Genomic DNA, 13008 nt, shown 5'->3' on the forward strand with positions numbered 1-13008 from the left:
TCTTTCAGCAACGCTCCAGTCAAAGAACTCTATCCTGCATGTCATCGGCCGCTCCCTACCCTTCTCTGATCCAGGCATTGCGGAGCGAAACCGCTGAACTGCACGTCGCCCTGGAAAAACGCCTGCCGTTTTTCTCCGAACAGCTGGACTTCGATCTGTATCGGCGCCTGATGGCGGCCTACTACGGTTTCTATCAACCGTTGGAACAACGTCTTCATGTACTTGCATTGACGCCGACCGGGCTGGACCAATCCCTACGGATCAAACTTCCGGTGCTGCGGGCGGATCTCACGGCACTGGGTCTGGAAGCAGCTACTATCGAAGCGCTGCCCACCTGCCAGGCGTTGCCGCTGATCGACTCCCGTGCCGCCGCACTCGGCGTGTCCTATGTGCTGGAAGGTGCAACGCTCGGGGGGCAGATCCTGCGGCGCAGGGTGGCCGAGAAGCTGGGGCTTGACGCCTCTAGCGGAGCGGCCTTCCTCAATGTGTATGGCGAACTCACTGGCCGACGCTGGAAGGATTTCCTCCAATACCTGGACGACAGGAACCTTGGCCAGGCCCAGGTGTTCGAAGTCACACACGCCGCCAAGGCGACGTTCTCTCATTTTGAACACTGGCTGGACAGCCAAAAGGTATTGTTATGAACACGGAAAACCAGGAAGCCTTCGAAGAACTGCTGGCCAATTGCGCAGACGAACCGATTCGCTTTCCCGGGACCATCCAGCCTCATGGCGTGTTACTGATGCTGTCCGAGCCCGACTTCGTGATCCGTCAGGTCAGCGCCAACGTGTTGCAATTGATGGCGCAGGATCCCCACAGGCTGCTGGGCCAGACACTTGACGCCCTGCTGGGGCTGGAACAGGCCGAGGCGATCCTCATCGCCTGTCGCGCCGCCCCGGAAAGCGACAACGTACCCGTGGCCATTGTCGTGAACCAGCAGCGTTTTGATGCCCTGGTGCATCGCCATCAGGGCGCCCTGATCGTCGAATTGGAACAGCACCTGAGCGACTATCGCCCCGAAGGGGTCAGCGGCGAGGCCAACATGGGCCGCATGTTGCAACGCCTGCAAAGTGCGAAAACCCTCCAGGCCCTGTACGAAATCAGCGTGCAGGAAATCCAGGCCATGACCGGTTACGACCGGGTGCTGATCTATCGCTTCGAGGAAGAAGGCCACGGCCAAGTGATTGCCGAGGCCAGCGCGCCGTCGATGGAGCTCTACAAGGGCCTGTTTTTCCCGGCGTCGGATATTCCCGAACAGGCTCGAGAGCTGTATCGCATCAACTGGCTGCGGATCATCCCCAACGCCGACTACACGCCAGTGCCGCTGGTTCCGCAATTGCGGCCCGATACCCAGGCGCCCCTGGACCTGAGTTTTGCCACGCTGCGCAGCGTCTCGCCGATCCACCGCCAGTACATGAAAAACATGGGCGTACTGTCGTCCATGAGCATCTCGTTGATGGAGGGCGAACGCTTGTGGGGGCTGATCAGTTGCGGCAATCGCCAGCCGCTGCTGGTGCCCCATGAAATGCGCATGGCCTGCCAGACCATCGGCCAGGTGCTGTCATTGCAGATCAGCGCCATGCAAGCACTGGAGCTGACTCGGCAACGGGACGCCAAGCTGGAAGACCTCAAGGTCCTCGCCGCGGTCATGGCCGAGTCCAGCGACAACGTCTTCGATGGCCTGTCCCACGAGCCGCAACGCCTCATGGACCTGACCGGCGCCAGTGGCGTCGCGATTCTCGAGGACAACAAACTGCACCGCCATGGCCAGTGCCCGGAACCGGAGCAGATCCGCGAACTGCACAAATGGATCCTGGAAACCGGCAAGCCAGTGTTCTCTCACCACAACCTGAGCAGTGTGTTCCCTGCGGCCCAGGCGTATCAGGACGTGGCGAGCGGCGTGCTGGCGATCCACTTGCCCAAGCCTGTGGAAAACGGCGTGCTGTGGTTCCGCCCCGAGGTCAAGCAAACCCTCCAATGGAGCGGCGACCCACAAAAACCCCTGGACCTGGAAAACAGCGAGACCGGTCTGCGCCTGCGGCCCCGGACGTCTTTCGAGATCTGGAAAGTCGAAATGGCCGGTATCAGTACCAAATGGAGCCATGGCGATCTGTTCGCCGCCAACGACTTGCGGCGCTCGGCCTTGGAAAACGACCTGGCCCGCCAGGTGCACAAGGAGCGCCTGGCCGTGCAAGCCCGCGATGAACTGGTGGCCGTGGTGTCTCATGACCTGCGCAGCCCGATGACGGTCATTTCCATGCTCTGCGGCATGATGCAAAAGGCCTTCAGCTCCGACGGTTCCCACAGCTCCAAGCGTATCGCCTCAGCCATCGACACCATGCAACAGGCTACCAGCCGCATGAATGCCCTGCTGGAGGACCTGCTCGATACCTCGCGCATCGACGCCGGGCGCTACACCATCAATCCCCAGCCGATGGACGTCAGCCAGATCTTCGAAGACGCCTGCTCGCTACTGACGCCGCTGGCGGCTGCCAAGGCCATCGACATCTCCTTCAATGCCGAACCGAACCTGAGGATCAATGCCGACCCCGAGCGGCTGTTCCAGGTGCTGTCCAACCTGATCGGCAACGCCATCAAGTTCACGCCGCAGCAAGGCTCCGTGGGCATCAGTGCGATGTCGGTCGGGAACGAGATCGTGTTCAGCGTCCGCGACACCGGTGAAGGGATTACGCCAGAGCAGTTGCCTCATGTTTTCGAGCGCTACTGGACGAGCAAGGAGGGCAACCCAAACGGCACCGGGCTGGGGTTGTACATTTCCAAGGGGATTGTCCAGGCCCATGGCGGTAAACTGCATGCCGAAAGCCAGCCAGGCCAGGGCAGCGAATTCCGCTTTACCGTGCCGAGAATCGACTGAGCCGGGCACCGCCCCCTAACGAATTGGAAACCGAAGCCCAATGGCCTCACTGAACAAACAGCAAAAACGCGCCAAGCGCGCCAAAGACAAAGCCAAGCAAATCCGCATGACCGGGCGCAAATCGATCCCGATGTATGGCGATCCGGCCCACGCCACCGCCCAGCCACCGGTCTACGTGCTGGAACTGTTCGCCAAGCTGCGCGAAGCCGAGGCCGTCAGCCGCAGTGAAATGCTCGATACGCTGCTTACGTCCCTGAGCGTGATGATCATCGAACGCCCAGGCCTGCTCGACCTGAAGAACGCTGAAAACGAAGGCATGGCGGCGACCAACCTGGCCGCCGACATGCTGGTGGACTACCGCATGTGGGTCGATGACATGGACCGCGAGACCGCCCAGCGCTGGCTCAGCACACCGGAGTTCATCAAGGACTTCAGCGAAGCGCTGGACCGTTATCGCCAGACCCAGGAAGAACCCACCAGCGAATAAGCCGCTCGGCTATTCATCACCGTTCCAATGAAACACCAGGTTGCGCGCGGCACCGTTGCCTACCTCAGCAGTGTCGCGTCGCGCCTCCCCGTTGCGCGTCGCCACCACGTTGTACTTGCCCGGCGGCAATTGCACATAAACCAGCGGCCCCGCATCGCTGAGCGTCAACAATGTTTGTCCCAACGCGCTCTGCACGGTCACGTCCACATCCGGGACGTATTTGTTTTCCGGGCCGACCGCGAACGTCATGTGCAGGTTGTAGCCATGGGCCTGCCCGATGGCCCGGGCTTCGTCTTCGCCGATACCGCCGGACAGATAGGTAATGCCGTTCTGTTGCTGTGGCTGGACCTGCACGCCGGCACTGTCTACCGGGGCCAGGTTCGTGGCGTTGAGCATGATGGGGAACAACAGCGCGCCGAACAGAAGGAAGGGCAGCAAAAAGTAATGGTTATGCTTCATGGCGAGGACTCCAGATACTGGAAACAGCTCATGAGTTCTCTTTTGATTTTGATTATGCGGCAAGGTTTAGATCTATTGGCGATGAATGGAATAAGAAACCATTCATCGCAGCGCCGTATATCCCATTGACATATCCCTGCATGATTCTATGCTTCAGTTTGAATTTCCTAGAGGGACTGCACATGGAACAAACCACCCTTTTCATGAGCAATCGCAGCCAGGCCGTCCGGCTACCCAAAGCAGTTGCGATGCCAAACGATGTAAAGCGTGTAGACGTGATTGCCATAGGAAGAGCACGCGTCATCACACCAGCCGGCGAAGCGTGGGATAGCTGGTTCGATGGAGACTCCGTAACAGCAGATTTTATGGCAGAGCGTGAACAGCCTGCCGATCAGGAGCGCGAGCCCTTCTAATGATCAAGTTCATGCTAGATACCAACATTTGTATATTTACTATCAAGAACAAACCGCAGGCAGTCAGAGAAGCTTTCAACCTTCATCACGGCCAGCTTTCTATTAGCGCCGTGACGCTGATGGAGCTTATTTATGGCGCGGAAAAATCCTCTGCCCCTGAGAAAAATCTTGCGGTCATAGAAGGGTTCTGTGCCCGGCTTGAAGTTTTACCTTTTGATTATGAAGGCGCAGCGCATACCGGAATGATCCGAGCCGAGTTGGCAAAAATTGGCAAGCCGATCGGTCCCTACGACCAAATGATCGCAGGCCATGCCCGTTCTCGCGGGCTGATCGTAGTGACTAACAATCGAAGGGAATTTGAAAGAGTCCCGGGCCTGCGCATCGAGGACTGGACCACAGCGACGACGCCAGGGTTATAACTTCGGGGTTTGAAGTTAAAAAACCGCTCCATCGAGGCTCCTGTGGAAGTAGCTCGCGATGAGGCCGTCCCCCCTCATCTTTGTTGGCTTCTCTACCGCCATCGCGAGCAAGCTCGCTCCCACAGATTTCACGACTACTTTTTTCAACAAAATGACGGAACCACACCCATGGCCTCCGCGAACAAACAACAAAAACGCGCCAAGCGTGCAAAAACGAAAGCCAAGCAACTACGCGTCAGTCGTACAAAGCCTGCTGCCGTCGCGTTTGATCTTCCCGAGTACGAAGATCCGTACTTCCTGGATGCCCTGCAGGACGAATTCGCAGAGCGCCCAAGAGACTTCTTGTCGCTATTCTATGAGATGCAAGACGCCGAAGAAGAGTCGGGGCGTATTGATATGATGGTCAGGATGCTCGGATTAATCCTTGTGATGACGAATGAACAGCCCGAGCTTCTGAATCGTGAAAATGCCGAAAACGAAGCCACGGCAGCCCAAAATCTGGTCGAAAATACCCTGATTGCTTATAGAAGGTGGGCTGACGATATCGATCAGGAAGCAGCGGAGCGTTGGCTTCACAGCCCTGAAGTACAGGCGGATTTCGAAATTGCACGAGCCAGCTTCAAAGAGGTTCTCAAAATACTGTGGGATCTCGAGGATGCTCCCGAGTAACCCAACAAACTTTTGATCGCGACACGCTCATCCGGTTATCCCTTCCAACCCCCGCCCAAAGCTGGCACCATCGCGCCTTTTTTCACGCGACTCCCCGGGCTTTTCACCGGTAGACAGGGTTCAAACGGCCGTTCGGTTGTTGATGGCGCGACAGACTGCTGTGCCGATGCGACAACCTGCCACACATCCCCGGTTTACCAGCCGAAGCGCTGTTGGCTGTCATTCGGACGCATGCTAGCTTGGCCGCCTCGCCAAGGAAGGCAGCCAACAGCAAGGGAGCACACACCATGAGGACCGCACATGGCCCAGGCCACGCCCGCGCTTGAAATCCGCAACCTGCACAAACGCTACGGACAGCTGGAGGTGCTCAAGGGCGTCTCGCTGACCGCCCGCGACGGCGATGTGATCTCGATCCTCGGATCCTCCGGGTCCGGCAAGTCCACGTTTCTGCGCTGCATCAACCTGCTGGAGAACCCCAACCAGGGCCAGATCCTGGTGGCCGGCGAAGAGCTCAAGCTCAAGGCCGCGAAAAACGGTGAACTGGTGGCCGCCGACGGCAAACAGATCAACCGCCTGCGCAGCGAGATCGGTTTTGTGTTTCAGAACTTTAACCTTTGGCCGCACATGAGCGTGCTCGATAACATCATCGAAGCTCCGCGCCGGGTGCTCGGCCAGAGCAAGGCCGAAGCCGTCGAAGTGGCCGAAGCACTGCTGGCCAAGGTCGGCATCGCCGACAAGCGCCACGCCTACCCGGCCGAACTGTCGGGCGGCCAGCAACAACGCGCCGCCATCGCCCGCACCCTGGCAATGCAGCCCAAGGTGATTCTGTTCGACGAACCCACCTCCGCTCTTGACCCGGAAATGGTCCAGGAAGTACTTAGTGTGATCCGCGCCCTGGCCGAAGAAGGACGCACCATGCTGCTGGTCACCCATGAAATGGGCTTCGCCCGTCAGGTTTCCAGCGAAGTCGTGTTCCTTCATCAAGGCCTGGTCGAGGAGCAAGGATCGCCACAGCAGGTCTTCGAAAACCCGCTTTCGGCGCGCTGCAAACAATTCATGTCCAGCAACCGCTAACGGAGCAGTACAGATGCAGACCTACAAGAAATTCCTCCTGGCAGCAGCCGTCAGCCTGGTGTTCTCGGCCAACGCCACGGCGGCCGATAAACTGAAGATGGGCATCGAAGCGGCCTATCCACCGTTCAACAACAAGGACGCCAGCGGCCAGGTCGTGGGGTTCGATAAAGACATCGGCGACGCCCTTTGCGCCAAGATGAAAGTCGAGTGCGAAGTCGTCACCTCCGATTGGGACGGCATCATCCCGGCCCTGAACGCCAAGAAATTCGACTTCCTGATTTCCTCGCTGTCGATCACCGAGGAACGCAAGCAGGCGGTGGATTTCACCGACCCGTACTACTCCAACAAACTGCAGTTCATCGCGCCGAAAAGCGCCGAGTTCAAGACCGATAAGGACTCGCTCAAAGGCAAGGTCATCGGCGCACAACGGGCGACCCTGGCCGGCACCTGGCTGGAAGACGAACTGGGTAGCGACATCACCACCAAGCTCTACGACACACAGGAAAACGCTTATCTGGACCTGACCTCTGGCCGCGTCGATGCGATCCTGGCGGACAAATACGTCAACTATGACTGGCTGAAAACCGAGGCCGGCCGCGCCTACGAATTCAAGGGCGACCCGGTGGTGGAAAGCGACAAGATCGGCATCGCCGTGCGCAAGGGCGACAACGAATTGCGCAACAAACTGAACGCCGCGCTCAAGGAAATTGTCGCCGACGGCACCTACAAGAAAATCAACGACAAGTACTTTCCGTTCAACATCTATTGATGCTGACGTACCCGGCCGACGCTGCCACACCGCAGCGCCGGCCCTTAGCAAAGCCTGCCGCGATATGAACACACACCCATGATGATCGATCTCCACGGATTCGGCCCGGCGCTCGCCGCTGGCGCACTGATGACCGTTAAACTGGCACTCTCGGCCCTGTGCCTGGGGCTGGTGCTCGGCCTGCTCGGCGCCTTGGCCAAGACCTCGCCGTACAAGCCATTGCAATGGCTTGGCGGCACTTACTCGACACTGGTTCGTGGCATTCCGGAATTGCTCTGGGTGCTGTTGATCTACTTCGGTACCGTCAACCTGATGCGTGCGCTGGGCGAGTACCTGGGCATGCCTGACCTTGCCCTCAACGCCTTCGCCGCCGGTGTCATTGCCCTGGGCCTGTGCTTTGGCGCCTACGCCACGGAAGTGTTTCGCGGCGCGATCCTGGCAATTCCCAAGGGCCACCGTGAGGCCGGCGTCGCCCTGGGCCTGTCGAAGTGGCGGATCTTCACCCGACTGATCATGCCGCAGATGTGGCGCATCGCCCTGCCGGGCCTGGGTAACCTGTTCATGATCCTGATGAAGGACACCGCGCTGGTCTCGGTGATCGGCCTGGAAGAAATCATGCGCCACGCACAGATTGGCGTGACCGTGTCCAAGCAACCGTTCACCTTCTATATGGTCGCAGCGTTCATGTACCTGGGGCTGACGGTGCTCGCCATGCTCGGCATGCACCTGCTGGAACGACGCGCCGCCCGTGGATTTGCCAGGAGCACCCAATGAACTGGGACGTCATCATCAAGTGGCTGCCGAAGCTGGCCCAAGGCGCGACACTGACCCTGGAGCTGGTGGCCATCGCCGTGATCGCCGGGCTGCTGCTGGCGATTCCGCTGGGCATCGCCCGCTCTTCGCGCCTGTGGCAGGTGCGGGCATTGCCCTACGCCTACATCTTCTTTTTCCGTGGCACGCCGCTGTTGGTCCAGCTGTTTTTGGTCTACTACGGCCTGGCGCAGTTCGACGCCGTGCGCAGCAGCGCGCTGTGGCCGTACCTGCGGGACCCGTTCTGGTGCGCCACGGTCACCATGACCTTGCACACCGCCGCCTACATCGCCGAGATCCTGCGCGGCGCGATCCAGGCCATCCCAAAGGGCGAGATCGAAGCCGCACGGGCCCTGGGCATGTCTCGGCCCAAGGCATTGTTCTACATCATGCTGCCCCGCGCGGCGCGCATCGGCCTGCCGGCCTACAGCAACGAAGTGATCCTGATGCTCAAGGCCAGTGCCCTGGCGAGCACCGTGACCCTGCTGGAACTCACCGGCATGGCCCGCACCATCATTGCCCGGACCTACCTGCCGGTGGAGATCTTCTTCGCCGCCGGCATGTTCTACCTGCTGATGTCCTTCCTGTTGGTGCAAGGCTTCAAGCAGCTGGAGCGCTGGTTGCGCGTCGATGCCTGCCAAGGGCGCTGACAGCGGCGTGCTGACGGGCGAGGCATTGCTCGCCCGCTTCACGGCGCTGGACGTTTTTCTCACAGCGCACCAGGCGCTGTGGAAACCACGTCCGTTCACCCACCTGCAGCTCCCTTGGGAAACGTCCCACCCGGAATTGTCCCGATGGCTACGTCAGCGTTCACTGGAAGCGGCGGAAAATGATCATCATCAGCCATGGTTGATGGAGGACGCACCCGCACCGTTTCCGGAATTGGCCGCTATCTCCCGCACATTGAGCGCTGTCGCAGAATTGCCCGCCAGCACACTCGAAGCCCCAAGCCATCGCCTGAACGTCGAGGTACCCGGGCGCAAATGGCAGCAGATCGAAGCCTTCGCCAGCCGCCTGCACTTCACCACCCAGCCGACCCACTGGCTGGATTGGTGCGCCGGCAAAGGTCACCTCGGTCGACGTCTGCTGCACGGTGAACAGCAACTGACTTGCCTGGAATACGACCCCGCACTGGTGGCCAGCGGCCAACAACTGAGCCAGCGCCATCACCTGCCCGCCACGCACCTGCAACAAGACGTGCTAGCGGCGAACGCCGCCCAGGCGCTCCACCCCGAACACACCCCCGTAGCCCTGCACGCCTGTGGCGACCTGCATGTGCGCTTGATGCAGTTGGCCAGCGCCGTTGGCTGTGCACAACTGGCTATCGCACCGTGCTGTTACAACCGCATCAACACCGAGCGCTATCAAGCGCTGTCCGACGCCGCCAAGGGCTCTGCCCTACAGCTGTCGCTCGACGATCTCAGCCTGCCGCTGACCGAAACCGTCACCGCTGGCGCACGCGTCAGAAGGCAGCGGGACCACTCCATGGCCTGGCGCCTGGGCTTCGACTTGCTGCAACGGCAAATCAGAGGGTGCAACGAGTACTTGCCCACACCGTCACTCCCCAGCGCATGGCTGGAAAAATCCTTCGTCCAGTACTGCACCGATCTGGCAGCCCTGAAAGCCTTATCCACAGTCGGCACGCCTGATTGGGTCGCCCTGGAAGCAGCAGGCCATCAGCGCCTGGCCGAGGTACGCAACCTGGAGTTGCTGAGAGGTCTTTTTCGACGGCCGCTGGAGCTTTGGCTGGTACTGGACCGGGCGCTTTTCCTCACGCAAAAAGGCTACGACGTTCGCCTCGGCACCTTCTGCGAAACCCCACTGACGCCGCGCAATCTGCTGTTGCTGGCAGAGCGTTACTGAGGCGAAACAGCCTGTGGATAACTCTGTTGATGAAATAAACCCGGATCCAAGAAATCCGAGATTTCCTGACCGTATCAGCATTGGTCATTTTTTGTTCATATGGATAAAAAACCATGAAAACAGGCATTTGCGACGAAACGCGAAAGCGGTCACAAAATCGCAAGATGCCCTGCGTCTCATCCAGCCCGTTGTGCATAAGCGTCTAAGCAAAACGACATAACCGCCGAATTCAGTGCTGCCCCGCGCCAATAATTGCGTCCGCCGCGCCCGTGCTATACAACAGCCCCACGTATCGTGATTGACACAATGCCGACACACTCAAGGACTGGCCGTGACGTTCATTTCCTACGCACAAAACTTCGAAGACATACGCCTGTGGCGCGCCCTTCAATCGGTGGAAAACGGCTTTTACCTCGACGTCGGCGCCAACCATCCGACAGATGATTCAGTCACCCGAGCGTTTTACGACCGCGGCTGGCGTGGCATCAACATCGAACCCGTGCCGGCCTACTACGACGCCCTCTGTCAGCAACGCCCCCACGACACCAACCTGCAATGCGTGGCCGGTGAAAACGCCGAAAGCCTGACCTTCTACACCATCGCCGACACGGGCCTGTCCACGGTAGAAGCCAGCGTCGCCCAACAGCATCGCGACGCCGGCATGGACGTGCGCAACCAGACCGTCCAATCCCGCACCCTGGCCTCCATCTGCGAGCAATACGCCCAGGGCCGCCCCATCCACTTCCTGAAAATCGACGTCGAAGGCCACGAAGAAACCGTGCTGCGCGGCATGGACTTCAGCCGCTGGCGCCCCTGGATCATCCTCATCGAAACCCCATGGGCCCGCGACCAGACCTGGGAACACCTGGTCACCGACGCCGGCTACCAGTCCATCCTGTTCGACGGCATCAACACCTACTACCTCGCCGAAGAACATCTGGCCCTCAAACCCGCCTTCGACATCCCACCGTGCAACCTCGACGGCTTCCAGCTCTGCAAAGGCCACAAATTCAGCCACCCCATCGACGACACCGACCAACAACTCAACGCCGCCCTGCGCCGCGCCGAACAGGCCGAAGCCCAACTCCACGCCATCCAAAACAGCCGCACCTGGCGCGCCCTGAACAAACTGCGCAACCTGCTTCACCGCGCCTAAGCCGGACCTGCGCAAAAATAGTCAGAATTCAGGGGTTTACAGAACGCACCCAATCGCTATAATCGTCGCCCACACGCCGGTATAGCTCAGTTGGTAGAGCAACTGACTTGTAATCAGTAGGTCCCGGGTTCGACTCCTGGTGCCGGCACCATACAAAACGAAGCCCTCGCAGAAATGCGAGGGCTTTGTTGTTTCTGGGCGCTCACTTTTCCTCCACCCCCTGAAAAACCTGTGGGAGCGAGCTTGCTCGCGATGAGGCCATCAACCCCACCGACAATCTTTCTCCCAAAACAACGGCCAGGACAGGCTCAACCAAACAGCATCTTTTGCCAGTGATCCTCACCCACAATGGCAATCGAAGCCCCCGCCTCTCGCAGTTCCACTGCCTTCATGATCTTCGTTCCGTAGGTGCTGTGGCGCCACTGCTCATTACCCACGCTGCCGACCACCAGGTAATGCACCTTCTTACTCACCCCACCACCAATCAAACCGCCACGCTCCTCGACCAATGCCTGGCAATCTTTGCGTGGCCCAAAGGCCATGACGCCTGTAAATACAAACATTCGGCCATCCCACACCAAGTCAGGAGCTGGGGAATTGAAGGGAAGGTCCGTTGGAGCAATGGCAACAGCTTCGCCGACCTTCGATCTCTCAATGCCCACGCCAGAAAAGCTACGTAGGATGTTAAGCAGCTCAAGAGACTCGTCCGGGTCCAGAGCATCGTCCTGAAGCATGGACGCCAGACGCGAATACAACAGATTGATCACCGGGTCATTTAAATGGGCGAGGTTGTTTTCCAACCATTGCTTTAGGAAAACCGCTTCGTTGGTGTTCACGACACCGTCCGCCGTAATCCCCGCAGCCAGTCCCACCAAGGCATCGGCGGCGCGTCGATCGATACGGGCGTGGTGGAAGAATTTGCTGTTTTCGAACTCGTTGTGTAGGTCCATTACGGGGTTCCTTAGGATGGGTATCGGTTCAGCGCTGAAGCATTACCGGTCGAGGAAATGTTGTGTTCAAACCTAGCACTCCTGCGCACGGCCCCCCATTTTTTGATCGAGGAAATAAATCCGTCCCCTTTTCCCTGACGGTAGCCATAACCTGCTTGCACCGGACGAAAGCTACCTCGATTTCCAACAGGGAGTCGTCCGTCCTGCTCGGGATATCCTCCATAAGCACGACCTCAAAGGCTTCCACGAATTGCGGGCAGCCTATGCGTGCGAACGCTATAAGCAAATCACGCACCATCTCGCCCCCATCAACGGTGGCCATTGCTATCAACTCGACCGACGCCTAGATCAGAATGCCCGAGTACAAATTAGCTATGAACTGGGGCACGGCCGTATCGACGTAGTGTCGGCTTACATTGGTGGTCGAGCATGAGCATGGCATTCGATATGGAGCTGTTCCTGTCAGGCGTCCTGACCGGTTCGCATACCACACGCCAACGCCACCTTCGTCAGGCAAAGACTATCCAAGCAACAATCGCTGATCGCTGGCAACGCGACAATCCATGGACTTGGCAGAGAAAACACCTTGCGTGGTTTTTGAATCACCACCTAAACCAGCATACTGAATCGACGCGCTATTACTATTTGCTGACCATGCAATTACTCACTCATCGCCTAGGGAAACCCTGGCAGCTCAACCGTTAAGCGAAGGTCAGAAAACGGCCCATAGTATGTAAAAACGCTTCGTCAAAATTGAGGAAATCTGAAAATTATCGGCTACTCAGCCGATCTGGATTTTGCATAGAAATGCGATTTCCAGCCCAACACTGGGCTCAAATCGCGCTGAAAAACGTTTTTACACAGCCTCGACCAAAAGCGGATGTAATCCCAATTGCATCCTAATATTTTCACGGATAACCTCATCCCTTCTCAATACCACGCGCAAAGGGACTTGATGTCATGGTGTATAGCTGCTTTTCCCCTCATGCTCTCAAACGCCGCACGGCAGAGCTGCTGTGTGCTCCATCTTCGGAATGTTGTCCACCTCGTCCCACTGGGTGTTG

General features: G+C 58.6%; 15 protein-coding genes, 1 tRNA gene and 1 pseudogene. 15 read left to right on the forward strand and 2 right to left on the reverse strand.

The genetic code is table 11. The features are described from left to right. The first annotated feature begins 38 nt into the window (after positions 1 to 38). Genes J4E53_RS08280 through J4E53_RS08290 form a run of 3 tightly spaced genes read left to right on the forward strand, consistent with a single transcriptional unit; the run spans position 39 to position 3362 of the window. Positions 39 to 644 carry a biliverdin-producing heme oxygenase gene (locus tag J4E53_RS08280; protein ID WP_103310084.1) on the forward strand — a complete coding sequence of 202 codons (606 nt, stop codon included), beginning with the start codon at positions 39 to 41 and terminating at the stop codon, positions 642 to 644. Continuing rightward, on the forward strand, positions 641 to 2875 hold the full coding sequence (locus J4E53_RS08285) for an ATP-binding protein (RefSeq protein ID WP_103310085.1): 2235 nt from the start codon (positions 641 to 643) through the stop codon (positions 2873 to 2875). The genes J4E53_RS08280 and J4E53_RS08285 overlap by 4 nt, the downstream gene beginning before the upstream one ends. Positions 2876 to 2915: 40 nt before the next feature. Further along, entirely contained in the window at positions 2916 to 3362 is a 447-nt protein-coding gene (locus J4E53_RS08290) for a hypothetical protein (RefSeq protein ID WP_060739623.1), read from the forward strand. A 9-nt stretch (positions 3363 to 3371) separates the two neighbouring features. On the opposite strand, the gene J4E53_RS08295 is transcribed toward J4E53_RS08290, so the two are convergent. Further along, entirely contained in the window at positions 3372 to 3821 is a 450-nt protein-coding gene (locus tag J4E53_RS08295; RefSeq protein WP_103310086.1) for a hypothetical protein, read from the reverse strand. Between the two features lie 182 nt (positions 3822 to 4003). On the opposite strand from J4E53_RS08295, the gene vapB reads away from it, so the two are divergent. The 10 genes from vapB (at position 4004) to J4E53_RS08345 (ending at position 11145) form a co-directional block, all read left to right on the forward strand. Further along, positions 4004 to 4234 carry a type II toxin-antitoxin system VapB family antitoxin gene (gene vapB / locus J4E53_RS08300; RefSeq protein WP_060743091.1) on the forward strand — a complete coding sequence of 77 codons (231 nt, stop codon included), beginning with the start codon at positions 4004 to 4006 and terminating at the stop codon, positions 4232 to 4234. After that, complete coding sequence (vapC, locus tag J4E53_RS08305; protein WP_060739625.1) at positions 4234 to 4653, forward strand: tRNA(fMet)-specific endonuclease VapC; 420 nt, start codon at positions 4234 to 4236, stop codon at positions 4651 to 4653. Before vapB ends, vapC begins: the two co-directional genes overlap by 1 nt. A 168-nt stretch (positions 4654 to 4821) precedes the next feature. Further along, a complete protein-coding gene (locus tag J4E53_RS08310) occupies positions 4822 to 5322 on the forward strand; it encodes a hypothetical protein (protein WP_060739626.1) in 501 nt (166 codons plus the stop codon). 300 nt (positions 5323 to 5622) lie between these two features. Continuing rightward, positions 5623 to 6396: an ABC transporter ATP-binding protein gene (locus J4E53_RS08315; protein ID WP_014336086.1), complete on the forward strand. Its 774-nt coding sequence runs from the start codon at positions 5623 to 5625 to the stop codon at positions 6394 to 6396. Positions 6397 to 6409: 13 nt separating this feature from the next. After that, positions 6410 to 7165 carry an ABC transporter substrate-binding protein gene (locus tag J4E53_RS08320; protein ID WP_103310087.1) on the forward strand — a complete coding sequence of 252 codons (756 nt, stop codon included), beginning with the start codon at positions 6410 to 6412 and terminating at the stop codon, positions 7163 to 7165. Positions 7166 to 7243: 78 nt separating this feature from the next. Then, positions 7244 to 7939, forward strand: coding sequence for an ABC transporter permease (locus J4E53_RS08325; RefSeq protein ID WP_103310089.1), 696 nt, complete (start codon positions 7244 to 7246; stop codon positions 7937 to 7939). Further along, positions 7936 to 8625: an ABC transporter permease gene (locus J4E53_RS08330; protein WP_060739629.1), complete on the forward strand. Its 690-nt coding sequence runs from the start codon at positions 7936 to 7938 to the stop codon at positions 8623 to 8625. Before J4E53_RS08325 ends, J4E53_RS08330 begins: the two co-directional genes overlap by 4 nt. After that, complete coding sequence (locus tag J4E53_RS08335) at positions 8606 to 9838, forward strand: methyltransferase (protein WP_103310090.1); 1233 nt, start codon at positions 8606 to 8608, stop codon at positions 9836 to 9838. The genes J4E53_RS08330 and J4E53_RS08335 overlap by 20 nt, the downstream gene beginning before the upstream one ends. A 331-nt stretch (positions 9839 to 10169) precedes the next feature. Then, a complete protein-coding gene (locus J4E53_RS08340) occupies positions 10170 to 10994 on the forward strand; it encodes an FkbM family methyltransferase (RefSeq protein ID WP_103310092.1) in 825 nt (274 codons plus the stop codon). 75 nt (positions 10995 to 11069) lie between these two features. Continuing rightward, positions 11070 to 11145 (forward strand) — tRNA-Thr (locus J4E53_RS08345). A gap of 157 nt (positions 11146 to 11302) precedes the next feature. Here J4E53_RS08345 and J4E53_RS08350 read toward each other — a convergent pair. After that, positions 11303 to 11944, reverse strand: coding sequence for a BRCT domain-containing protein (locus J4E53_RS08350; RefSeq protein ID WP_103310094.1), 642 nt, complete (start codon positions 11942 to 11944; stop codon positions 11303 to 11305). Positions 11945 to 12077: 133 nt separating this feature from the next. Here J4E53_RS08350 and J4E53_RS30740 point away from each other — a divergent pair. Further along, positions 12078 to 12377, forward strand: a pseudogene (locus J4E53_RS30740) (integrase); the annotation flags it as partial. Continuing rightward, on the forward strand, positions 12374 to 12649 hold the full coding sequence (locus tag J4E53_RS08355) for a hypothetical protein (RefSeq protein ID WP_103310095.1): 276 nt from the start codon (positions 12374 to 12376) through the stop codon (positions 12647 to 12649). The pseudogene J4E53_RS30740 and the gene J4E53_RS08355, both read left to right, overlap by 4 nt. The last annotated feature ends 359 nt before the right edge of the window (positions 12650 to 13008 follow it).

The organism is Pseudomonas sp. FW305-28 (assembly GCF_017351395.1).
Classification (GTDB): Bacteria; Pseudomonadota; Gammaproteobacteria; order Pseudomonadales; family Pseudomonadaceae; genus Aquipseudomonas; species Aquipseudomonas fluorescens_AA.

Excerpts from the sequence above, each read along its gene's own strand:
- J4E53_RS08285 (WP_103310085.1), top strand. The coding sequence starts at position 641 with ATGAACACGGAAAACCAGGAAGCCTTCGAAGAACTGCTGGCCAATTGC.
- vapC (WP_060739625.1), top strand. The coding sequence starts at position 4,234 with ATGATCAAGTTCATGCTAGATACCAACATTTGTATATTTACTATCAAG.
- J4E53_RS08330 (WP_060739629.1), top strand. The coding sequence starts at position 7,936 with ATGAACTGGGACGTCATCATCAAGTGGCTGCCGAAGCTGGCCCAAGGC.
- J4E53_RS08290 (WP_060739623.1), top strand. The coding sequence starts at position 2,916 with ATGGCCTCACTGAACAAACAGCAAAAACGCGCCAAGCGCGCCAAAGAC.
- J4E53_RS08350 (WP_103310094.1), bottom strand. The coding sequence starts at position 11,944 with ATGGACCTACACAACGAGTTCGAAAACAGCAAATTCTTCCACCACGCC.
- J4E53_RS08295 (WP_103310086.1), bottom strand. The coding sequence starts at position 3,821 with ATGAAGCATAACCATTACTTTTTGCTGCCCTTCCTTCTGTTCGGCGCG.
- J4E53_RS08315 (WP_014336086.1), top strand. The coding sequence starts at position 5,623 with ATGGCCCAGGCCACGCCCGCGCTTGAAATCCGCAACCTGCACAAACGC.
- J4E53_RS08320 (WP_103310087.1), top strand. The coding sequence starts at position 6,410 with ATGCAGACCTACAAGAAATTCCTCCTGGCAGCAGCCGTCAGCCTGGTG.
- J4E53_RS08310 (WP_060739626.1), top strand. The coding sequence starts at position 4,822 with ATGGCCTCCGCGAACAAACAACAAAAACGCGCCAAGCGTGCAAAAACG.
- J4E53_RS08325 (WP_103310089.1), top strand. The coding sequence starts at position 7,244 with ATGATGATCGATCTCCACGGATTCGGCCCGGCGCTCGCCGCTGGCGCA.
- J4E53_RS08280 (WP_103310084.1), top strand. The coding sequence starts at position 39 with ATGTCATCGGCCGCTCCCTACCCTTCTCTGATCCAGGCATTGCGGAGC.
- vapB (WP_060743091.1), top strand. The coding sequence starts at position 4,004 with ATGGAACAAACCACCCTTTTCATGAGCAATCGCAGCCAGGCCGTCCGG.
- J4E53_RS08335 (WP_103310090.1), top strand. The coding sequence starts at position 8,606 with ATGCCTGCCAAGGGCGCTGACAGCGGCGTGCTGACGGGCGAGGCATTG.
- J4E53_RS08355 (WP_103310095.1), top strand. The coding sequence starts at position 12,374 with ATGAGCATGGCATTCGATATGGAGCTGTTCCTGTCAGGCGTCCTGACC.